This window comes from Coleofasciculus sp. FACHB-542, from assembly GCF_014695825.1.
Taxonomy (GTDB): Bacteria; Cyanobacteriota; Cyanobacteriia; order Cyanobacteriales; family FACHB-T130; genus FACHB-T130.
In genome coordinates this window covers 260308-282557 of record NZ_JACJPB010000044.1, presented here as the reverse complement: position 1 = coordinate 282557, position 22250 = coordinate 260308, and the positions used below count along the sequence as shown (strand labels likewise).

18 protein-coding genes are annotated in these 22250 nt (G+C 48.0%); 8 read left to right on the top strand and 10 right to left on the bottom strand.

The annotated features are described in order from the left end of the window. Positions 1–36 precede the first annotated feature (36 nt). The 9 genes from H6F52_RS18015 to H6F52_RS17960 form a co-directional block, all read right to left on the bottom strand. Complete coding sequence (locus H6F52_RS18015) at positions 37–210, bottom strand: hypothetical protein (protein WP_190528492.1); 174 nt, start codon at positions 208–210, stop codon at positions 37–39. Positions 211–393: 183 nt separating this feature from the next. Continuing rightward, the gene (locus H6F52_RS18010) at positions 394–924 is read right to left on the bottom strand and encodes an outer membrane beta-barrel protein (protein WP_190412883.1); all 531 of its coding nucleotides are present in this window, start codon (positions 922–924) and stop codon (positions 394–396) included. A 575-nt stretch (positions 925–1499) separates the two neighbouring features. Then, entirely contained in the window at positions 1500–3338 is a 1839-nt protein-coding gene (locus H6F52_RS18005; protein WP_206754039.1) for a diguanylate cyclase, read from the bottom strand. Further along, complete coding sequence (locus tag H6F52_RS18000) at positions 3335–3685, bottom strand: hypothetical protein (RefSeq protein WP_190536289.1); 351 nt, start codon at positions 3683–3685, stop codon at positions 3335–3337. Before H6F52_RS18000 ends, H6F52_RS18005 begins: the two co-directional genes overlap by 4 nt. Before the next feature lie 250 nt (positions 3686–3935). Further along, on the bottom strand, positions 3936–4769 hold the full coding sequence (locus H6F52_RS17995) for a FecR family protein (RefSeq protein ID WP_199300610.1): 834 nt from the start codon (positions 4767–4769) through the stop codon (positions 3936–3938). Between the two features lie 163 nt (positions 4770–4932). Next, positions 4933–5865, bottom strand: a complete 933-nt coding sequence (locus H6F52_RS17990) for a PleD family two-component system response regulator (RefSeq protein ID WP_190536288.1) — start codon at positions 5863–5865, stop codon at positions 4933–4935. A 62-nt stretch (positions 5866–5927) separates the two neighbouring features. Next, on the bottom strand, positions 5928–10619 hold the full coding sequence (locus H6F52_RS25340; RefSeq protein WP_199300609.1) for a response regulator: 4692 nt from the start codon (positions 10617–10619) through the stop codon (positions 5928–5930). Between the two features lie 482 nt (positions 10620–11101). Beyond that, positions 11102–12085: a YegS/Rv2252/BmrU family lipid kinase gene (locus H6F52_RS17965; protein ID WP_190536305.1), complete on the bottom strand. Its 984-nt coding sequence runs from the start codon at positions 12083–12085 to the stop codon at positions 11102–11104. Positions 12086–12193: 108 nt separating this feature from the next. Continuing rightward, entirely contained in the window at positions 12194–14500 is a 2307-nt protein-coding gene (locus H6F52_RS17960) for a bifunctional (p)ppGpp synthetase/guanosine-3',5'-bis(diphosphate) 3'-pyrophosphohydrolase (protein WP_190412659.1), read from the bottom strand. A 375-nt stretch (positions 14501–14875) separates the two neighbouring features. On the opposite strand from H6F52_RS17960, the gene patD reads away from it, so the two are divergent. From patD to rpsU, 5 genes are all read left to right on the top strand, one after another. Next, entirely contained in the window at positions 14876–15265 is a 390-nt protein-coding gene (patD, locus tag H6F52_RS17955; RefSeq protein ID WP_190412660.1) for a heterocyst frequency control protein PatD, read from the top strand. A gap of 166 nt (positions 15266–15431) precedes the next feature. Next, the gene (locus H6F52_RS17950; protein WP_190430482.1) at positions 15432–16001 is read left to right on the top strand and encodes a zf-TFIIB domain-containing protein; all 570 of its coding nucleotides are present in this window, start codon (positions 15432–15434) and stop codon (positions 15999–16001) included. 64 nt (positions 16002–16065) lie between these two features. Beyond that, positions 16066–17724 (top strand): ABC transporter ATP-binding protein, encoded by a 1659-nt coding sequence (locus tag H6F52_RS17945; RefSeq protein WP_190536286.1) that lies wholly within the window; start codon positions 16066–16068, stop codon positions 17722–17724. 183 nt (positions 17725–17907) lie between these two features. After that, a complete protein-coding gene (locus H6F52_RS17940) occupies positions 17908–18249 on the top strand; it encodes an RNA-binding protein (protein ID WP_190536285.1) in 342 nt (113 codons plus the stop codon). A 33-nt stretch (positions 18250–18282) separates the two neighbouring features. Next, a complete protein-coding gene (gene rpsU, locus H6F52_RS17935; protein WP_190412664.1) occupies positions 18283–18465 on the top strand; it encodes a 30S ribosomal protein S21 in 183 nt (60 codons plus the stop codon). 58 nt (positions 18466–18523) lie between these two features. Here the strand turns inward: rpsU and H6F52_RS17930 are convergent, their stop codons facing one another. After that, a complete protein-coding gene (locus tag H6F52_RS17930; protein WP_190437060.1) occupies positions 18524–18694 on the bottom strand; it encodes a hypothetical protein in 171 nt (56 codons plus the stop codon). On the opposite strand from H6F52_RS17930, the gene H6F52_RS17925 reads away from it, so the two are divergent. The 3 genes from H6F52_RS17925 to H6F52_RS17915 all read left to right on the top strand — a co-directional run bounded on the left by H6F52_RS17925 (position 18693) and on the right by H6F52_RS17915 (position 21786). After that, on the top strand, positions 18693–19274 hold the full coding sequence (locus H6F52_RS17925) for a hypothetical protein (RefSeq protein WP_199300607.1): 582 nt from the start codon (positions 18693–18695) through the stop codon (positions 19272–19274). The two genes, H6F52_RS17930 and H6F52_RS17925, sit on opposite strands and share 2 nt — an antisense overlap. 244 nt (positions 19275–19518) lie before the next feature. Beyond that, complete coding sequence (locus tag H6F52_RS17920) at positions 19519–19974, top strand: hypothetical protein (RefSeq protein ID WP_190412887.1); 456 nt, start codon at positions 19519–19521, stop codon at positions 19972–19974. Positions 19975–20247: 273 nt separating this feature from the next. Then, on the top strand, positions 20248–21786 hold the full coding sequence (locus H6F52_RS17915; protein WP_190536284.1) for a serine/threonine-protein kinase: 1539 nt from the start codon (positions 20248–20250) through the stop codon (positions 21784–21786). The last annotated feature ends 464 nt before the right edge of the window (positions 21787–22250 follow it).

Below are 22250 nucleotides of genomic sequence, written 5' to 3'. Positions count from 1 at the left end.
CGTATACATTCATGGTACTATCACCATTCTTAATCTTTAGCGATAGGTGAGAAAATCCCTAGATTTTAACAATTCTTGCAGAAAGGGATATCCCCAGAGGACGCCCTTCGGTTCGCCACACCGTGATGCAGGGATGCAGTGATGCAAGTAAGAGCGTCGAGTCTTCGCGCCTAACCCGATTTTTGAGCCTAGCAATCTTAAGCCGTCCATTGAATCAGCTCCATCGGTAGGTTAGCATAGCTACCTACTGTGCGGTGTATCAAACCCAAGTGAGAACCGCTATAAAAACAAAGTGGGACAGGCTTTATTAACCTGTCCCACTTTGTTAGAAGTCAGTTAAGTCAAAATATCTCGAACCAAACACCGCCAAGAACGATAGAGAGAGCGTTAATCTTAGAATCCGTAGCCGACTCCTAGCTGGACGCTAACAGAAGAAGCAGGACTGTTTTCGTAAGGCTTGATTCCCAGTTTGGCATCGCTGAAGACTACAACGTTCTTGGCAACTTCTGCTTCGACGCCAGCCGTGACTACAGGCGCATTGCGGTTGCCGAAGGTAGATGGTTTGCCTTCCGATTCATGCAAACCGTAGCCACCACCAACGTAGAAGTTAGCTTTATTGGTAACAGGCACATCATAAGTAACCATCGGAATGATAGTGCTGGTTTCATTGGTGAACTGCACGGAACCTCTAATAGAAACTGGCGTCTTGGGAACCGCATAGCGGCCTTGAATCACACCGCCGACTGCGGCAGCATCGCCATCTTGTCCGCCATTTGTAACGCTAGCAGAACCACCAACTCCGACATAATTTGCTCGTGTTCCAGTGGGTTTTGCAGAAGCATCCAAACTAGACATTAAAACAGGAGCGATCGCTAGTGCAGATAGTACGGAAATCTTAGCTACGGATTTGAGAGCGCGATTCATAATTACTTCCTTCAATTCTCTGGTTTTCAGTTGCTTTGTTACATTCAAAGTCGTTAGCCAAAGCAAAAGGTTCCAGAAATCCATAAAAAATTTTTTCGCCCGCTCAAATCAAGGATTGATAAAGCTTTTAAGTCTCAGCATTCCCCTACAGGTAATGGCTTTAAGCTCTTTAAATCCCAAAATAACAGTAAATATTTTAGTGCCTGAATAATGTTTTTACCTCTGGCAATGGGTTGAAGTAGCATTTCCTCAAATAGAGGCTTCCTGCCAGTGGACTGTTTGGCAAGTGGCACAAATTTATGAAAGATTCAAGGAACTATTTTGTTGTCTTAGCAGTCTAAAATTTAAGGATAATTTTCATCAAAAAAAAGTAATCGTAAAGTCCCATAAGCCTAGATAATTTCTCTATAAAGCTAAGAACTTGGGAGCTGGCTGGATTAGGGAAAACAACTTTAAAAAGTTATAATTGTAACGATATTTTTAAAAATAGACTAAACTTCACTCATCACAGGTCATCGGGAAAGTGCCAGATGGTTATAGCTGTTAAGAACCGCAGACACTAACCCGAAGAGTGGCTAAGAGCAGCATCGGCTAACGCGATCGCGTCCCAGAGCTTTTGCCTGATAAAGCGCCTCATCCGCTGTCTTTAACAATATTTCTGGTGAAGTATCGCAGTCGGGAACCGTAGTCGCAACGCCCAAACTCAGCGTCACATACTGACTAACTAAAGAATGGCTATGGGCAATCTTTAAGTCTTGCACTGCCACTCGAATCTCTTCTGCCACTTGCAATGCCCCATTTTGTGTAGTGTTGGGCAAAATTACGGCAAATTCTTCGCCCCCGTATCGAGCGACTAAATCCGCTGGTCGCTTGACAGCTTGAGCGATCGCACTGGCGACGGTAATTAAACAAGTATCCCCGGCTTGATGACCATAGGTGTCATTGTAGAGTTTGAAAAAGTCAATATCGCACAAGATCAGAGACAGGGGGACTTTTTCTCGTCTCAGACGCCGCCACTCCTGATCTAGGTACTCATCAAACCGGCGTCGGTTCGGCAGACCCGTCAGACCGTCCAAAGTCGCAAGGCGCTGCAACTTTTGGTTAGCTGCCTCCAATTGTTCATAGAGTTGCCCTTGTTGAATCGCAATACCCACCTGCATCGCCAAAGAAGAGAGCAGATCGATTTCCCACGGTTGCCAATGTCGGGGTTGCGAACAATGATGAGCAATCAGCAACCCCCACAACTGTTGCCCTTGCAGAATCGGAACGACTAAGTTCGCTTTAACCTGAAACTGCTCCAGCACATCGATATGACACTGACCCAGTCCTGAGTTGTAAATATCTGCGATTGCTTGAACCCGACTCTGCTGATACAGCTGGGCGTACTTTTCCTTAAAACAGGGATCGTAGACGGGAGTTCCCAGCATCGAAGTCCAATTGGGGTCTACAGACTCCACCGCCACAACCCCGCGCCAGCCTGCCTCGAAACGATAAATAATCACCCGGTCGCAGGCTAGAAATTGCCGCACTTCTGCCACCGTCGTGTTGAGAATCTCGCTGAGATTGAGAGACTGACGGATGCGCTCTAGCATCGCCCCTATCAGTTGCTCCCTGAGAACTTGCAGTCGCAGTGCCTCCTCCGCCTGCTTGCGTTCGGTGATATCGGTGAGCGTGCCAATAAAGCCAACAGTCGCACCGGCTACTCCTTGTTCCGCCACCGCCTGACCAAACACCCAGGTGACGACTCCATCCGCACGCCCAAACCGATACTCTGAGGCAAATCGCCGGTTTTCTATTATCGCCTGCTTCCATTCGCTGATGACGCGATCGCGATCGTCGGGATGCAGCGCTCTCGTCCAACCTTCTCCGAGTGCTTCCGCCAGGCTCAATCCTGCCAGTTCGCGCCAGCGCTCGTTGACATACAAACAGTTCCCTTCTACATCTGTGTGGAAAATCCCTACCGGCGACATTTTAGCTAAGGTGTAATACCGATACTCGCTTTCCTGAAGCGCTTCCTCGGTTCGCTTGCGCTCGGTGATATCAGTGATTGACCCTGCCATACGATAAGGTATGCCTTGCTCATCTCGAAATGCAATCCCCCGACAGAGAAACCACCGGATATTGCCATTCTTGTGGATCATCCGATGTTCGATTTCATACTGGGGTGTCAACCCTTCGAGATAAATACTTGCAGCCGTCATCACCCATTCCCGCTGATCCGGATGTACCAGATGGAGCCAAGCCTCTATACGGTTGTCAATTTCGTCTTCGCGATAGCCCAGCATCGCTTTCCAGCTAGCGGTGAGATACATTTCACCAGTTTGGAGATCCCAGTCCCAAAGTCCTACTTGACCGGCATTAACGGCTAGGACATAGCGTTCCTCTGCCTGGTGAGCAGGAGTCATGTCCGTCATAAAGCGATCGCGCCCGTAAATAAATCGGCAAAAACTTTTAAAAAGTTGTCCCAATACAGCCCGCACGCTTTGTTGGCATCCGTGAAGAATGCTTTATTTTTCCTGCCTTCGGCTGCGAGTGTGCCTGCATTCCAAACTTGCGATTGATTTGTACCCACCTGCACTCGGATGAAGTACATCGAGGCAGGTTGGGAGAGGGTGCTAGAAGATCGCTTCAATTTCCCTACCTTTTGACGCAGCGCTTTCTCTAGTTGGCGACGTTCTAGATGCGATTGGGGTTGCTGGAACGTAAGCACGGAGGCTTCATCCTGGAAATCATGCCAGGAAGCTGGGCAATCAAAGCGCATTTGAGTTTGTTGTTTAAGAGGGGTGTTTTAAAGAGTCTCAATCTACCGGGGGTTTAAATAAAAACGACACTCCCCGGTCATCCAAAAAAGTAAGTTGAGATGCCCCAAGGTTCTAAATTCTATTATTGTCGAAAGGTTTAAGCGATCGCGTAATTCGCTTTTGCGAACATAAAATGCGTTGGCAAAAGCGAGGCGATTTTAGGGAGAAGGGTTGCAGATAAAATGCACTGAGCAAGTCTAACGAGCAACCTTACGGAACCAGCAGTTCATACGCCTGCCGTTGTCCCAAAGGAGTTACCACAACCGCTTGAATTTTCCGTTGCTTAGGCAGTGGTACTGTAATATCAAATTCACCCGTGCGCTCCACATTCTGTAAAGTAGACGCCACGATCAACAGATTGAACGGATCGATTAGACCGCGAATGCGTACGCGATCGCCCTCTATCGCCGCCAGAACTCGGATCTCTAATTCACCCTCTTCTTTTAAAGGAATTGGCTGGGAAGGGGGTTCGCCAGGAATGACTAAAGTCCGAAACCCAGCATTGACCGCTACGGCTTGCCCCTGAGCTTCCTCGACCACGCTCCCTTCCAGGGTGGCAACGCTCGTCTTGCCATTGGGTTTGACGCTCACACCAAATTGCGTCCCGCGAACGCCACTCAAACCGGCAGGTGTTTCAATTTCAAAGCGCGAATTAGGATTCGTAAACGGTCGTACCTCCAGGCGAGCTTGCCCCCCTGTGACTTGAAGCCGCGTAATTCTTCCCCCATTAGGCATTGTCTGCAATTGTTGTACTTGCAGAGTGGTATTTTCTGAGATATTCACAAAGCCAACGCCGGTATCGACCGCTAGGACGGCTCTAGACTCGTCGCCCGTGGTGATAGTATCGCCCACGTCCTCAAGGTGCAAGCCGACCCTAACCGACCCGGCAGCGTCTCTACGTTTATAGGTGACTTTACCTGCATAGGACACGACTTCCAACCGTCGGTTGAGTCGAACCTGCAAAGGTTTTGCCACTGAGTCTGTACCGATGCTTAAGAGAGCCACCAACAGCAAGAGAGACACGAATGCTCTACGACTTTTCACCGCTCACCTCTTGTAGAAATTAAAAATTAAAAATAACTAATTTGATTTTGCCGTTTTAATTTTTTCAGATGATTTGTGCATATTAACTTGACTCGTGCGATCGCACACTTTATATCTGCTTGACTGATTGCATCCACCGATGCATCATCGCCAGAAGCTGCGTCTAGGAGCATACGCGATCGCGTCCCCCTGCTTTTGCCCGATACAACGCCTCATCAGCTTCCTTAAGTAACGCTTCTGGCGAGGCGTCATGCAAAGGAATCGCGCCAGCAACACCCAAACTCAGCGTTACATACTGGCTAACAGCAGACTTGGTATGAACAATTTCTAAAGATTTCACAGCCTGTCGAATTTCCGTTGCGACTTGCAACCCACCCGCAGCAGAGGTATTAGGCAAAATTACTGCAAACTCTTCGCCGCCATAGCGTGCGACTAAATCTGTCGAGCGCTTGACAACCCGAAACAAGGCACCGGCGACAGTTTGTAAACAAATATCTCCAGCTTGATGCCCGTAAGTATCGTTGTAGGTTTTGAAAAAATCGATATCGCAGAAGATGAGAGATAGGGGCAGTTGTTCGCGTAACATTCGCCGCCACTCTTGACCAAGATACTCATCAAATCGACGGCGGTTTGCCAGTCCCGTCAGACTGTCGAAGGTCGCAAGTCGCTGCAAGTCTCGGTTTGCCACCTCCAGTTGTTGATAAAGTTGAAATTGTTGGATTAAACGCCGCACCCGCTGACGCAGTACGGGCCAGTGAATAGGTTTGGTAACGAAATCAATGGCTCCGACTTCAAAAGCTCGGTCAACGGATTCTTTGTCGTCAAGGCCTGTAATCATCAATACGGGAGTGCGATCGCATGAAGGGATGTCTTGTAGCCTGGAGCAGCAAGTGAAGCCATCCATTACCGGCATCATGGCATCGAGCAAGACAATATGCGGCTGAAAGCGAACATAAGCACTCAAGCACTCCTCTCCATTGCTCGCTTCAACAACCTGGTATCCTTCCTGTTGCATTGCTTGACACAGTAGCTGACGCATGATTCTGTCGTCGTCTACCACGAGGACGATAGAGGGTTCTTGGGGAAGGGAAAGCATTTGTATTAGACCTATCCGTTAATTGGTATAGGATGTACCCCGGACGGAGGTTTCAATCTCGATCAAAGATGGAAATCTTGCAACGCACAGCGCACGCGCTCATACTCCGCCTCCATCTGCGATGCGATTTCCGGTGCCCCTGCTAGAGTATCGTCTTTCGCGATCGCTTCGAGTTGCTTACACAAATTAGATAGGGTCATGGCACCCAGCGTCGCACTGGTTGACTTAAGCGTGTGAGTCGCCTGTCGCAGCGCCACGGCATCTCCAGCATCTACTGCATTCCGAATGACTTGCAATATTTGGGGTGTATCTTCCAAAAAGCTATCAATGACTTCCACCAGAACGGATGAAGCATTCTCTCCAAACATATCGCAAAGCCCTTGGATTGCCTGGAAATCAACGGCAGAGGTGGAGATGGGGAGGCGGGGAAGCGGCTGCAAAGCAGCGAGTGCCTTCAGCAGCGCCTCCATCTGGATCGGCTTGCTGACGTAATTATCCATCCCCGCGCTCAAACACTCCTCGCGATCGCTCTGCATCGCATTCGCCGTCATGGCAATAATCCAGGGACGTTGCTCGTAGGGCCATTCCTCACAGATCCGTCGCGTAGCGCTCAATCCGTCCATTTCTGGCATTTGCACATCCATCAGAACAACATCATAGGGCTGGCGTTGCAGCGCTTGCAGCACTTCCAAACCGTTGCTGGCGATATCCGCTCGATATCCCAGACGCCCCAATAGATGCAGCGCCACCTTTTGGTTGACGACATTGTCTTCGGCTAACAGAATTCGCAGCGGTAGCCGTTGCGCTAGATTTGGGTCAATCGGTTCGGGATGGGGACGCGGACTTGGCAGCGCAGCGGGTTCGCCAAGCAGACCGCTCAAGACATTGTAGAGCTGAGATTGTTTAATCGGTTTATTCAGGAAGGCGGCAAAATTTGCTTGCTGTGCTTGTAGCTCTATCTCCGACTTGCCTAGAGAAGTTAACATCACCAATGGCAACGTCCGAGTATTGGGTAGTTTGCGAATTTCTGCGGCTAAATTCAAGCCATCCATCTGCGGCATTTGCATATCCAGAATTGCAATATCAAAGGTCTCCTCATTGCTCAGCCAGTTCAGGGCTTCTTCCCCAGAGGTGGCGGCGCGGGAGATCATTCCCCACGCGATCGCCTGCAAATTCAAAATTTGCCGATTGGTCGCGTTATCATCCACAATCAGCAACCTTTTTCCAGCTAACAGTTGTTGGGAGTCGCTGCTGTCAGCAAGCGTTGAAGTGGGAACGGAGGTGGCGACAACGGCGAAATAAAATGTGGAACCCTGACCCCCTTCACTTTCCACCCAAATTCTACCGCCCATCATTTCTGTTAATTGTCGGCTAATCGCTAATCCCAACCCCGTACCGCCATAGTTGCGAGTTGTAGAGGAATCAACCTGGCTGAAGGGTTTAAATAGACGGTCTATACGGTCAGAAGGAATCCCAATTCCGGTATCTTTAACGGCAAAACGGATGGCATATTTGAGATTTTTAATTTTTGATTTTTGATTTTGAATTACCTCTTTCCCTTCTATTTTTTCAGCAGAAATTGCTTGATTAGTCTCATCTATAATATGAACAATATGAGCAGTTTCTTTTTCTAAATTTGCTTCCCACCCCCCTAGTTCCCCTGCTTTTCTGCCTCGTTCTCCCAATTGCCGAGCTTTTACCGAAATCACAACTTCCCCTTGGTGTGTAAATTTAACTGCATTCGCAATTAGATTTACTAGAATTTGGCGGAGTCGCGTCACATCCCCCACAATCATTTTCGGCACAGAAGGGTCTATCAAATACGCTAATTCTAAGTTTTTTTCTGCCGCTTTGTGAGCCAGCAAATCAAGCGATTCTTCGATACAATCTCGCAGATTGAAAGGTTGTTGTTCCAGCTCCAGCTTACCGGACTCAATTTTAGAGAAGTCAAGGATGTCATTAATAATGGTGAGTAAGCCATCGCCGCTGTTGCGAATAGTTTCTACAAAGTCTCGCTGTTGTGGCTTGAGTTCGGTATCTAGTAGCAACCCAGTCATACCAATTACCGCATTCATGGGAGTGCGGATTTCGTGGCTCATGGTAGCCAAAAATTCACTCTTAGCACGGTTAGCAGCTTCTGCCTCTTGTTTTGCTTTTTCTAAGGCAACATTTTGCTGAGCTAATTGTTCGCGTTGGCGGGTTTCTTGCTCTAATAGGCAAGCCTGAGCCAGAGCAATACCGACTTGATCTGCCACGGCTTCAAGTAATTCTATTTCCTCTTTTGTCCACTCACGGAAGGTGTTACATTGATGCAAGCTAATCACACCGTTGGTTTCTCCTTGATAGGAAGTGCGAATCGCCAGCATCGATTTGAGTTGAATTTGCTGACAGAGGGAAACAGTTTCTTTTAGGAGCGGATCGGCATAGACATTTGAAGAAGCGATCGCGCGATCTTGAGAAATTGTTTGTTCGGCATGGGGATTGCCAACAACGGGGATTTGTACATCCATTAGCGAATCACACCCAGGCTCCAAATACTCCGCCACTAGGGGAATTTGTGGTGTAGGGGTGGCGATGTATGAGTAAATCAAACATCGATTTGCAGCGAATGTTTCGCCCAATAACTTACAAGTCGTTTGAAAAATTTCTTGGGTTTCTAGCTTAGCGCGAATCTCTTGGGTAATTCGTTTAAGCAGCAAAGTCCTGGTAACTTGCTGTTGCAGGGCTTCTTGGGCTTTCGCACGTTCAACTTCACCCCCTACCCACTGTGCCATGAGCTTCACCAGCTCTTTGTCTACTACTGTAAACTGGTGCGATCGCACCTTTAAACTGGAGAAACTGAGGGTACCGTAAACAATCCCGCCTGCAACGACCCTCGTACCAATATATGCTTCTATTTTGAATGGGGTATTCGCCGGGTACTGGTACCATTGCGATCGCTCAACGGACTCAAAGCAAATCGGTTCGTCGCAGCGCAGTGCTTCACCGCAATAAGTCTGCTTAACATCGAAAAGATTTCCTTTGGCAAGATGAATAGGTGAGTTTTCGGGCACCTGAGCAGCAATCAGGTGATATTTGTCCCCTTCAATCTTCGCCAGTGTCCCGATTTCTAAGCCAAATCGCCAGCATCCCATTTTCAGCATCCGCTGGATGCGTTGGTCGAAGTGTAGCGGCGTTCCTTTTCCGCCTTGAGCTGCTGTCACTTCATACAACGCCCGTAACCCTGCCTCGCTCTCTCTCAGTTCGTGTTCCGCTTGCTGGCGCTGCGTGATGTCGCTACCAATTCCGAGAAACCCAGTAATGTTGCCCTCAGTATCCCGTAACGCCGTCATCGACACCAGCACGGGAAAACGACTACCATCTTTGCGGATAAACGTCCATTCGCGCTCGTCCACTTCTCCACGACGCGCCTTGGCAACAAAAACCTCAAACCTTGGCTCAATGGGGATTCCCAACTCCTGTGACAATTCTTGGGCACGCCGGAATACTTCGCGTGAATCGTGAAATCGGAGGGGTGTTGTTTTGCCCACAACTTCCGCAGCAGCGTATCCTAAATATCTCTCGGCGGCGGCATTAAAGGTGCAAATTGTGCCATCTGGTGTTGTAGAAACGATCGTGTAGTTGGCACTATCCAAAATTGCCCGCTGCAAGCTGGTTGTCTTTTGGAGTGCCTCTTCAGTTTGCTTGCGATCCGTAATGTCATTTAAGGTGCCGGAAATACCCACGATACTTCCGCTAGCATCCAGTGTCGCGCAGGCATAAACGTCAAGCCAGCAAAAGCTACCATCAGCGGTTAGGATGCGGATTTCCTGTCGGTAAAATTTTGTTTGGCATTGGATCAGAGCTTGAAACAGTTTTATATTGCGTTGGCGATCTTCAGGATGAACGTAGTTTAGAACGTGAGTGCCAAGACTTTGGGCAATCGAGAATTTAGTGATTTCTGTCCAAGCCGGATTCAGAAATGTCCACAAACCTGTAACGTCTGTTTGAAAAATTACTTCTTTGACGTTATCGACGACAGAGCGATATTTTTTATCGCTTTCTCCTAACGCTTCCACTACCTGTTGATGCTGAGAAACAGTGCGTTCTAATTGATTGAGATGAATTCGGAGTTCCATCTGAGCGATCGCTTGCCGCGCCAACGCTTTGAGCGCTTCAATTTGTTGGCTCATTAGCTTTCGAGGAATCTGGTCAATTACGCATAAGGTGCCTAAAACAAAGCCATCGGGCGTTACTAAGGGAACTCCGGCATAAAATCGGATATAAGGGTCAGATGTCACCAGAGGATTTCTGGCAAAGCGTTCATCGACTAATGTATTGCGTACAATTAACAATTCATCTGGTTTTAAAATTGTGTGAGCGCAGAATGCTAAATACTTTGCTGTTTCTGTTGCTTTCAGACCGATTTTTGACTTAAACCACTGGCGATTACCATCAACTAGGCTGATGAGGGCAATGGGAGTGTTACAAATATGGGAAGCCAGAGCCGTCAGATCGTCAAAAGCCTGTTCTGCGGGAGTATCGAGAATTTCATAGCGATGAAGTGCCTTGAGCCGATTTGCTTCAGCATCAAGGCTGGCTGCGTCGCTGTTTAGGGGCAAGAATGGTTGCGGCTCAAAAGAAGAATATTCGCTCTCCCCTTGAGGCAGAAGACTTGGGTTTTTTTTGGGTTGCTGAAACAGCAAATACCGTAGAGGCGGCTTGCTAAGGTGTCTGTATAGCGATCGCAGGATAGGACGGAGGATTTTCATCATCAATATGAACTAGAGCCGACACAGCACCAGAAATTCCTTTGATGTTTGCGGGCTTTCATCCCCTGAATGTCTGTCTGACTTTTGCAAGCAGTTGTTCAGCTTCCAGGTTAACTTTCCGGGCAGATAACTCCCACTTAACCCTGTGTCCAATATAAGCTGCCCTTACATTTAAGAAAGCATATTCGTTGGCGCTGGCGATCGCGAATTGTGAGTCCTTTTTAGCGCTTAGTTGTGAGTCTTTGGTTGGTTATGACTACCACAACAGACAAAGTTAAGGATTTGTAGGATAGACAGAGCGCTTTTCGTTAACATCAAACCCTTGTAATGATGAGTTTCGTCCCTCAAACCCTGCTCCTCAACGCTCTTAACAGTTTAACCCCACCCCAAATCCTTCACTGCTTTTCGATGAGGGCTTTAGGGTGAGGTTACGAGGATAGATTGCAACAAAGCCAGAACCGCTATCGTGACGAATGACTGACTAATCAAACCTCTTCAGGCGGAATTAAGTCCTGCTTGGATTCAATGATTACACTGGGTAAACCTTCCAGTTTTTCTGTAACTGGCAATTCTTCGAGAAGGGGGACTAAGAGCGTTAATCCGCCAGGAATGCACTCGACATCAATCGGAGTGGTGCCGATAATCTCTCCATCTACGACAACTTTTTGTGGCGGATTCGTTCGTACCTGAATCCGTCTAGCTCGCAGATAGCCGATATCGTCTCGTTCTGTGGCACTGCCGCTTAAGGCAGTTTGAAGTAAATGATAGGAGGCAGCGATCGCTCCGGCAACATTACTCGGTGCCACGACGGTTAAATCGAGCAACCCATCATCAAAAAGAATGCCCGCTGGACCTTGAGCCAAAATGGATGTGGGGGGTGCAGCATTGGCAATCGTTACAGCAGCAGCGGTTAGTTTCACGATTTTGTCTTCCGTCTCAATCTCAACCTCAAACGTGTTGAACTGCCGCAACTGTTGAATTCCTGCCAGGATGTATGCCATCATCCCCAAGCGGTTCTTCGTCTCTCTGTCCGCCCGTTCGACGGCTTCTGCCTCAAAACCAATCCCCGCGAGTAATATCATCGGTTTGCCGTTGCAGTAGGCGGCATCTACGACCCGCGTTATACCCCCCAAAATTGTCTCGCAGGCGGCCTCTATCGTATCCGGTAGCCCTAAAGCAGACGCCAGGGCATTTGCGGTTCCTCTTGAAATCACGCCCATTGGAATGTTCGTCCCCACCAAGGCATCGGCGGCGGCTGAGAGGGTACCGTCACCACCAGAGGCAATGATGGTACTGGCACCGCGTTCCACTGCTTCTCTTGCCAGTTGAGCAGCGTCAATTTCAGGCGTTGTCAGATAAATATCTAGGTCAATTTCCGGCTCTAAAAGTGCCCGGATTTTTGCCAAATCTTGATCGGGATCGCTTTGACCGGCAACTGGATTAAAGATGAGACAGGCAGAGCGTTTTATGTCATTAGTCATTAGTCATTAGTCCGTTGTGATCAGCGGTGAGTCGTTGTCATTCGCCCACTGTATGAGTCTATTACCAGTGGCGAATGACAAATCACCGCAGTATCTCTATTCACATCCTTGACCGAAGCGACGTAAATTGAGAACGTCGCTGATTTGGCGAATTTGGGTAAAACACCGCTCCAGTTGTTGGAGATCGCGGATATCAATGCATAGGTCGATGATTGCTGGTCGCCCGTCTGATGTTTTCACGCCTGCACCCCGCACATTAATATTGTCATCGCTTAAACGGGACAGGATATCGTTAAAGACTCCGACGCGGTCAAGCACTTCAATTTGAATGCTAACTTGATAGGTTTGAGGACGTCCGCTTGAGTCGGTGGGGTTCCAGCTAACGGGGACTAAGCGATCGCCTAGGACATTCGCCACATTATTGCACCCTTGGCGGTGAATGGAAATTCCGCGATCGCGTGTGACTGCACCAATAATCGCTTCACCGGGGAGCGGCCCGCAACATCCAGCACGATGATACAGTAACCCTTCCACACCAGCAATAGGCGTTTTGGTGCTGGGAGCTGGGATGGGGCTTTTCGAGGTTGGAAGTGCAACAGCCGCTGCAAAATCTTTTATTGGGTCGGGGGCAGTCGCAATCGTTTGAGTTGCTTTCACGGCTTCTCGAATGCGATTGACTACCAGGTTGAGAGTGACTTCCCCGTAACCCAGAGCAGCCAATAAATCATCGACGCTGTGGTAATTACATCGTTCGGCGACCGACTGCATGGGGGTTGACTTCAGCAGAGATTCAAAGCCACTTTTGCCCAATTCTTTTTCTAGGAGTTCTCGACCGCGAGTAATATTTTCATCCCGATGCGATCGCTTGTACCATTGACGAATCCGGTTTTTCGCCCCAGTTGTCACCACAAAATTCAGCCAATCTAAACTGGGACGGCTATTTTTCTGAGTGATAATTTCAACAATGTCTCCATTCCTCAGCAGCGTGTCCAGCGTCACCATCCGTCCGTTGACCCGCGCCCCCGCACAGTGATTCCCCACTTCTGTATGAATCCGGTAAGCGAAATCGACGGGAGTGCTACCCCCAGTTAGAGGCACCACATCCCCTTGGGGCGTAAACACATAAACATCATCGTCAAATAAGTTGTCTTTGACGTTTTCCAGATATTCCTGAGCATCCTTGAGATCGCTTTGCCATTCCAAGAGCTGCCGCAGCCAGGTAAACTTCTCATCGGTTGCGGTCATTTGGGTACGGTTGGAATTCCCCGTTTCCTTATATTTCCAATGAGCCGCAATCCCGTACTCGGCAATGTGATGCATTTCCAAAGTCCGAATTTGCACCTCTAAGGGACGACCCGTAATTCCGAGGACTACCGTATGCAGAGACTGATAGCGGTTGGGCTTAGGTAAACCAATGTAGTCTTTAAACCGACCGGGGATCGGTCGGAAGGCATCGTGAACGACAGCTAAGGCGCGGTAGCATTCTTCATTCGTCTGGACAATCATCCGAATTGCTGCCAAATCGTAGATTTCGTGAAATTCCTTCTGTTGCCGCTGCATCTTCTGGTAAATCCCATACAAATGCTTGGGACGCCCGCTGATGTCAAGGCAGGTAATACTAGATGAGGCGAGTCCCTGCCGCAGAATTTCTTTGACGTTCGCCAATCGAATCTCTCTGTCTGCCCGTTTTTCTGCCACCAACTCTTGTATTTGCCGGTAGGCTTCGGGTTCGAGATACTTAAACGTCAAATCTTCCAGTTCCCACTTAAATCGTCCGATCCCCAAGCGATTTGCCAGCGGTGCGAAGATTTCTCGCGTTTCCTGAGCAATTCGCCGCCGTTTAGCATCAGGCAGGTGTTCTAGCGTTCGCATATTATGCAGCCGGTCGGCTAGCTTCACCACAATTACCCGAATATCTTGAGCCATTGCCAGAAACATTCGGCGGAAGTTCTCAGCTTGGCGTTCGGTCTTGCTGGAAAAGGTTTCTGAAAATTTAGAAAGTTTGGTGACACCGTCTACCAGCAGCCGCACTTCTGAGCCAAAGCGCTGTTCGATTTCGTCGAGGGTGACGGGCGTATCTTCTACCACATCGTGCAGAAAGCCAGCCGCAATCATGGCAGCGCCACCGCCTAGGTCTCGCAAAAGACCAGCAACGGCGACCGGGTGACAGATGTAAGCTTCCCCTGATTTACGAGTCTGACCTTCGTGTAACTGATAAGCAAATTCAAAGGCGCGACAGATTAAATCAGCGTCCGCAGGCGTTGGGAAAACTTTGACACTTCCCCCTTCGGACGTTGTGGGCTGTTTGGTGGTTTGATTGTCCTCATGGCGTGCAATCAAACATTCCTGTAGCCAGTCAGGAATGACACAACTAATTGTAGAAGTTGGAGCTTGTGAGTTCATAGTGTTGAGCAGGTCGAGCATAAAGAGTAAAAATAGCGAGGAGTTGTGCTGACGTGGAAAATGATTTTGTCTAGAGGCTAAAAGGGGATCTCCTAGGGTCTGCATTGAAGAGTCCCTAGGTTCGCTGAATTTTGGATTTTCAATTGTCAAGGGTCGAGGGTAAGAATATTGTCAGAAATAGAGCGATCCACCAAGATACCGCTTGGCTAATGCCTACGCTTACTGCGCGTCGCGCTTCCGGTGCGACGTATCGCTCTTGCCCTTACCTAAAGCTTGCTTGAAGATTGCAAGCCTACACCAGTTAGCTGGTGCTTAGCAATTGCCTTGTTGAATAGACAAAATTCTTTACATTGATTCTAGCGGAACAACGTGCCAATGTTGCCTCAGTCTTACCAACAACGTTATCAGGAACTTTTGACAGCTCTAGAACAGCTGCTGCATACAATGACAGCCGCTAATCAAGAACAAGAAGGGATCGGTGAAAAATTTCAACACGTCAAACAAGTTTTTGCACAGCAAATTACCAGTTTGACGGGTGATGAATTAGACCCAGAGATTGAGCCTCGGTGGAGGTCTTTCCAGACGGAAATCTATCGAGCGCTGCGACTTTTAGAGATGGATATGACATTTTTGCAGGCGTCTCGCCGTTCGGCAACCGCTAATCCTCGACAAGCGGCGATAAGCGATCGCTTATCAACCCTGATTGGCTACTGTCAAGCCCTCCTGCAAGCAGACGGAGATCGGGAAAGCCAGGGAGAAATATAAGGGCGGATTTCACCGGCTTTCTCTGGTATCTCGCAGATTGCCTTGATAAACCCACCCGCTTTGACAGCAAGGGATCGCAGGAGTCGCTGTCCTGGTGCAAGTGCAAGATGTCCGAAAAAACAGAGTAAATTAATAAAAAATTAAACTAGGAGAGGAAGAAAAACTGGTGAACTGTCCAAAATGTAAGAGTGTATCCCTACTCGATGGCACCCTAGCAGGAAATTTAGCGGTAAAACACTGCACCGATTGCAAGGGAACCTGGATTCCCTCTGGGGAATACGAAGCGTGGCAAGCACAGCAGCCGGAACTGACGCCCGCAGATCCAGAATCTATCGCTCAAATCCTAAATGTGGATTTTGTGCAGTCTCCCTTTGATACCAAAGCAGCACTGTGTCCGGAGTGCGGTCGTTATCTATCTCGCGCTAAGGTAAGGCTGAAAACGCCGTTTTATGTAGAGCGTTGCCTGAATTGTAATGGGATTTGGTGCGATCGCGGGGAGTGGGAGGTACTATCTCAATTAGGGTTGCACACGACGATTGAGCAGCTGTTTTCCAGTGAATGGCAGATCAAAGTGGAAAAACAGCAACAATCCGAGAAAGAACGTGAAGCCACAATGGAAAAACTCGGTCCCGAATTGGCAGCGCGTGTGTTTGAGCTGGCGGAACAGTTAGCAAAACATCCGAATGGAGATTTTGGTGTCGCCTATCTGATGCGGCAAGTAGGCGTCACAAAATAGCGTAAATTGCGACCTTGTTGGATTACTAATTGTTCATCACCCATTCCTTATTCCCCGTTACCGAATGACTGAGAGCCTGTTTTGTGTAGAAAATCTGCGGGTTGCTTATCCCAGCCGTCGATCTACTGCTATGCCTTCTTGGGCAGTGGATGATGTCTCTTTCACTTTAGAACCTGGAGAGAAACTGGGATTAGTGGGAGAATCGGGCTGCGGTAAATCTACTCTGGGAAGGGCGGCGATGCGCTTGTTACCAGCTTCATCTCGCGTTGAGGGGCGGGTGACGTTTGCTGGGAATTCCGTGTTCGATCTGACTCCGGCACAGTTACGGCGGTTTCGGGGGGAAGCGGTGGCGCTGGTGTTTCAAGATCCGATGACGCGCCTCGATCCCCTGATGACGATTGGGAAGCATTGTCTGGAAACGCTTCAGAGTCATCAACCTCATCTGTCACGGCAGCAGATGAAGGAAAAGGTACTCGAAACCTTGGATGCGGTGAAGATCCCGGCAAGTCGATGGTCGCAGTATCCTCACGAGTTTAGTGGAGGAATGCGGCAACGAGTTGCGATCGCGCTGGCTTTGCTTCTCAACCCAAAGCTAATTGTGGCAGATGAACCTACGACCAGTTTAGACGTAACCGTAGCCGCCCAGATTTTACAAGAATTGACGCGACTGTGCCGGGAACGGGAGATGGCATTGTTGCTGATTTCTCACGATTTGGCAATGGTAGGAGAGTATTGCGATCGCATTGCGGTGATGTATGCCGGGAAGATGGTAGAAACTGGCTCACCCCAGTCTATCTTTCGGCAACCGCAACACGAATATACGCGATCGCTTTTGGACGCGGCTTTTCACATCAGGAAATATGACACGGAAGTTGGGGAGCCGAAGAGCAATCATTCATTACAAACCCCCCTCCTGCGAATCAAAAATTTGCAGCAGTACTATACCTTAGAGAGCAATTTTATCGGACAGTTTCTTTCCAAAAATGTCCCCGTTATTAAAGCGGTAGATGATATCAACTTGGAACTTTATCCAGGGGAAATTTTAGGCTTAGTGGGAGAATCTGGATGCGGCAAAAGTACCTTGTCCCGGACGATCTTGCAGTTAATTCGCCCAACGAAAGGAAGCGTTGAGTTTCTGGGACAGGATTTAGCTCAGATGTCTACTAAAGCCGTGAGGGCATCGCGACGGCAAATGCAAATGGTGTTTCAAGATCCCCATGCTTGTCTCAATCCGCTGATGACAGTCGGTGAAAGTATTGCCGATCCCCTGTTTATCCACAAACTGGCTAGCCCCGATGAAGCGAAAGTGCAGGTAATGCAGATGCTAGAGCGAGTAGGTTTAACGCCTACAAGCGAGTATTATCAGCGGTATCCCTCGGATTTGTCGGGAGGACAGCAGCAACGGGTTGCGATCGCTCGTGCTTTGATTACTCGACCCAAACTGCTAATCTGCGATGAACCAGTGAGTATGCTAGATGCTAGCGTCCAGACACAAGTACTGGAGTTAATGTTAGAGTTAAAGCGGGAATTCGATTTAACGTATTTGTTTATTACTCACGACCTCTCTGTGGCAAGATTTTTGTGCGATCGCATTGCAGTTATGAATGCCGGTCGTATTGTCGAACTCGGCTCAACCCACGAAATTTTTACGAATCCCCAGCACCCCTACACCCAGACGTTGCTACAAGCCGCCCCTTTACTGGTATCGCAGCAGCCAAAATAGAATTGTTTTGACTGGTCAGCACAACATGGCATCTACGATCGGCTTCAGAGTCAGGGACTAAATGGTGTGTTAAAATCCTTAAACATAGACTTATATTCGGCTGTAGTGTTTGTTATTTCTACTGACAGGCAGTTTCTCCGGATCTAACTCTCTACACCACTTTTTTGATTCTGGAGACATTCCATGTCAATCTATGTAGGCAACCTATCCTACGAAGTTACGCAAGACGACCTCAGCAATGTTTTTGCTGAGTATGGAACCGTTAAGCGGGTTCAGTTGCCAACCGATCGCGAGACAGGTCGGATGCGTGGTTTTGCTTTTGTGGAAATGGATACAGAAACTGAAGAAACTGCCGCCATTGAAGCTCTCAACGGCGCTGAGTGGATGGGACGAGAGCTAAAAGTGAACAAAGCTAAGCCTCGTGAGGATAAAGGAGGCGGAGGTCGTCCTGGTGGTGGCTGGGGCGGCAACAATAGAGGCGGTGGCGGCGGCGGCGGTGGCGGTGGCGGCTATCGACGCTACTAATGCAATTAATCAAATAGTTTAGGAGGACACCGGATGACCCAAGTAGTTGTAGGCGAAAATGAAGGCATTGAGTCAGCCCTGCGCCGATTTAAGCGTCAAGTCTCTAAAGCAGGGATTTTTCCAGATATAAGACGGCAACGTCACTTTGAGACTCCTTTGGAAAAACGCAAGCGCAAAGCGATCGCGAGAAGGCGTAAGAAGCGTTTCCGTTATTAAGTCTTACCGTCCGAAAATCGAGTTTAAGACAGATTAATAACTTCATCTGTAACATTCTTCAGCACAACGCAGCCTCAAGAGCGTTTAACAGCTTGCTATCAAGCGATCTTTGCTTAGGCTCTATTTCAAAAGCTGGTGAGGCTTTAAAGCAAAATTTAAAGGCATCACCATCACAAGTTTTGAAATAGAGCCATTTCTTGTATTTTTCTCTACAAATTTTAGCAAGCATGACCCCAGAAGCAATACGTATTATCGCTGACCTAAGGCGTGAGTTTTATTCTCTCTTTGCTACTGCTATGAATGTGCCAGTGAGAGTTACTGGAAGTTCCTATAGTAGTAATTTTCCGATTGCATCTTGGATAGACAATCGGAGCCAAGTGAACTATATAAGTATTTACGCATACACTGCACCAGACAAGTTAATTCCTCAACGCCCATTTCTTCTACGAGTGGCGATTAATAAGAGCGCTGGTAGAGTTACAACGGCACAATGGGGAAGAGAATGTCGAGGACTTAATCAGGGTTGGTACTTCGAGTTAACTGTACTACCAGAGGAAATCTTAGACTTTCTACCTTGGGTCGTCAGCTTGGTGAAAGCGCACGACCGGGGTTCCCTGTCGCTTGTTCAAGACCCCCCTCATCCATTTGAATTTAAAGTATCCGAAGGGCCTTTGTCCAATGATGCTTGGACTCATTCTGCTTTGAAGATTGCAGACTCTTCAAAGTCTCAATCTTTCGTTCCCGCGATACTTCCGGAACCGAAGAACCGAGGTGCAGAGGTGTCTAGGAGTAGAAGAGCCGGAATATAAGGCCGGATTTCACCTGAAAATCTTTCGATATCATAGATAACATTGATAAACTGTCCTGGGGAGCGAGGGACTAGAATTATAAAAGATTCCTTAGTTTGATTTTGGGATAAAGCCGCACAAGCGTATTCCACTTTACGTCCCAAGACTCCGGTTATACTAAACTTACTTGTCGCCTTGAATATTCATCCTGGAAGGGAAGAATCGTTTAAAGGCGGCGTTTCAAGCAGGCAGCAAGGTGACAACCGTGGGTCACACCTTTTTAATGGAGGCAGGACGATGGACGCTCCAAGGAAATTGGCTGGAGCGTCACGAGATGCCAATCACCGTGAGTGGCAGAACATTAGTGGCCTGGGGTCGAGAAAACTGGTTCACAATGGTGACAAAGCTGAGCTTTCCAGGCAGCGCCCGCGAGGAAATTTCTTTACAATATCGTGGGCGATTTGATGCTGGGGAACGCCAATATACCTATGTACTACAGCACAATCTTTTAGGTCGTGTTGAGGGCGAGGGCTGGGTTACGCCAGATTCGATCGTTCAGCGTTACTGGGTATTAGGCGATCGCCAGCGGCGCACTGGTTTCGATACCTTGCACCGTCTCAATGAGAATACCTACTACCTTTCTAGTGGCATCATGGCGGGTCATTATTTGACTAGCACGATGGAAGCAACGATGGAGCGTCAGCCACAATCATATTCTTGATCGCTCTAGAAATTCAGCTTCAGGCTCTAGATGGTCAGTAAGAAGTATAAAGTGTGAAATATGAAGCGGAATTTGGGAAATATAAAGTAAGAGGTATGAAGTAGGAAAGAACGTTTACTGGTCTTTCCGGTTTCTTGCGTGGAACTCAATATCTGTTTTCGCTTGAAGGCTTAAAACTCCATCCTGAAGACATAAGACTTCATCCTTTGAGATAAAGTTAATAGTTCCCTATAGTTAAATATTACAAATGCTCCCGATTTTAGGAGCCAAATTATGATGACAGACCCCAACACCGATCGCTTACTCGCCAATCGCTATCAACTCTTAGGGTTGGTAGGCAAAGGCGCAATGGGTCGAGTGTATCAAGCCAGGGATATGTTACTGGGAGGTGTCACCGTCGCGGTTAAGTTCCTCTCTCAGACGCTACTAAACCAAAAAATGCGCGATCGCTTTGAGCGAGAAGCAACCATCTGCGCTGTTTTGGGAGAAAAAAGTATTCACATTGTCCGAGTCAGGGATTATGGCGTGGACGAGAACGAAATCCCGTTCTACGTCATGGAATTTCTCCAAGGGGAGAGTCTGAGCGAGGTTCTCAAAGACCGGCCCCTGTCCTTGCCCCGATTTTTGAATATCACTCGCCAAATTTGTTTAGGGCTACAATGCGCTCACCAGGGCATCCTCATAGATGGTGAAGTCTGTCCGATTATTCATCGGGATATAAAGCCTAGTAATATTACAGTCGTTCAAGATACGACTTTAGGTGAGTTAGTCAAGATTCTGGATTTTGGCATCGCCAAGCTGCTCCAGTCCGACATCGCTCAGACTAACTCGTTTATGGGCACTTTAGCTTATTGTTCTCCAGAACAAATGGAGGGCAGAGAACTGGATAAACGCTCTGACATTTATAGTCTGGGCGTAATGATGTTTGAGATGTTGACGGCTGAGATGCCCTTAATGGCAGAGACTCACTCGTTTGGCGGCTGGTATAAAGCTCATCACTTTATCCCCCCAAGAACTTTTGATTCGGTTAATCCCGATCTAAAATTGCCAAAATCTCTAGAAAGCTTAGTGATGAGCTGTTTGGCAAAAGTCCCTAGCGATCGCCCCCAAAATGCGGCTCAAGTGTTGCAAGCATTAGAGCCATTGGAGCAACGTTTTGGTCAAGGTCGGCAATTAGGTCAGCGGATTGGAGAAGTTTTATCTAAACTGCCCGTCGTAGCCGATCCCAAACCTAAGAACGCCCCGACAGCCGATGAAGTCTGCCGCTTAACTTCCTGGCCTAAAAACAAACCAATTGCAGAGATTGTATTTCCCCATCTACTTCGCACTAGCCGCGAAGTTTTGCCTACCCTGTGGGTCATGCTTCACAAACCGGAAATTCAGAATCGCCTGATCAGCACTCGCTACAATCAGTTTCTGTTTTTGATGTCTCCTCATCCTATGCTGCTGTGGATTACCGCCTTGCACAACCGCGAACAAGGCCCTCGCTGGCTCAGTTGCTACCTGGATCTAAAAACTTCTATGGGTCAGGATATTGTGCGACTACTGGGAGAAAACGGGATTTACCGGATTTTGTTCTTTGCTTTAGAAGAACCGCATCGGTGCGCGAATGTAATGATTTCCACAATTGCCCCGGTCCAACGCCAAATGTTGCAAGAGTGGGCAAATACAAGCCAAACCTTACCCTCAGTGGCTCAGCCCCAAATGAGTAAAAGTCTGCTCAAGCAAGAGTTTGAGAAGCTAAAGCCCAAGATTTTGATGAAGCTGGAATCTGTTCAGACCGGAGATTATTCTTCGGATATCTCAGGCTAGTCTGGGTGCTGAGTTAGGGCAAGAGAGTCAGGAGTTCATGGAGAGTCCAATAGACTCGCGCTTGATTATTTTTAATTTTACACTTGATTGCGATCGCGTCGCCTATGCCCGCAGGAGTGCCTGCAAAGCGTCTATTGGCTAGCGGTTCTCGCTTTCGCTCATGTCTGCACAGCGATCAAGCTGTCGCATTTATTTTTGTAGTATGAAAATTTTTGTAGTACGAAAACCTAAACTCAAAAAACCAATTTCGCTTATGCCAGTACTGCCAAACTTGTCATAAACTATTCAACTTCATGTCAAAACTCTGAAAAATCGGTACCAATTCAGCAAGCTTGACACGCCAACCGAGAAATCTTGGTCTACGTTCATCTACTTAAACACGCTTCCTTACTACAAGATATTATCTTTGTCCTTCGGATATTTAAATAGACAACGCTTCCAACCGTAAGCAATTTCCTAAAACT

Bases quoted from the DNA above. Each gene is read 5' to 3' on its own strand.
- H6F52_RS18015 (WP_190528492.1), bottom strand. From the start codon at position 210: ATGGACGGCTTAAGATTGCTAGGCTCAAAAATCGGGTTAGGCGCGAAG.
- H6F52_RS18010 (WP_190412883.1), bottom strand. From the start codon at position 924: ATGAATCGCGCTCTCAAATCCGTAGCTAAGATTTCCGTACTATCTGCA.
- H6F52_RS18005 (WP_206754039.1), bottom strand. From the start codon at position 3,338: ATGACGGACATGACTCCTGCTCACCAGGCAGAGGAACGCTATGTCCTA.
- H6F52_RS18000 (WP_190536289.1), bottom strand. From the start codon at position 3,685: ATGCGCTTTGATTGCCCAGCTTCCTGGCATGATTTCCAGGATGAAGCC.
- H6F52_RS17990 (WP_190536288.1), bottom strand. From the start codon at position 5,865: ATGCTTTCCCTTCCCCAAGAACCCTCTATCGTCCTCGTGGTAGACGAC.
- H6F52_RS25340 (WP_199300609.1), bottom strand. From the start codon at position 10,619: ATGATGAAAATCCTCCGTCCTATCCTGCGATCGCTATACAGACACCTT.
- H6F52_RS17960 (WP_190412659.1), bottom strand. From the start codon at position 14,500: ATGAACTCACAAGCTCCAACTTCTACAATTAGTTGTGTCATTCCTGAC.
- patD (WP_190412660.1), top strand. From the start codon at position 14,876: ATGTTGCCTCAGTCTTACCAACAACGTTATCAGGAACTTTTGACAGCT.
- H6F52_RS17945 (WP_190536286.1), top strand. From the start codon at position 16,066: ATGACTGAGAGCCTGTTTTGTGTAGAAAATCTGCGGGTTGCTTATCCC.
- H6F52_RS17940 (WP_190536285.1), top strand. From the start codon at position 17,908: ATGTCAATCTATGTAGGCAACCTATCCTACGAAGTTACGCAAGACGAC.
- rpsU (WP_190412664.1), top strand. From the start codon at position 18,283: ATGACCCAAGTAGTTGTAGGCGAAAATGAAGGCATTGAGTCAGCCCTG.
- H6F52_RS17925 (WP_199300607.1), top strand. From the start codon at position 18,693: ATGACCCCAGAAGCAATACGTATTATCGCTGACCTAAGGCGTGAGTTT.
- H6F52_RS17930 (WP_190437060.1), bottom strand. From the start codon at position 18,694: ATGCTTGCTAAAATTTGTAGAGAAAAATACAAGAAATGGCTCTATTTC.
- H6F52_RS17915 (WP_190536284.1), top strand. From the start codon at position 20,248: ATGATGACAGACCCCAACACCGATCGCTTACTCGCCAATCGCTATCAA.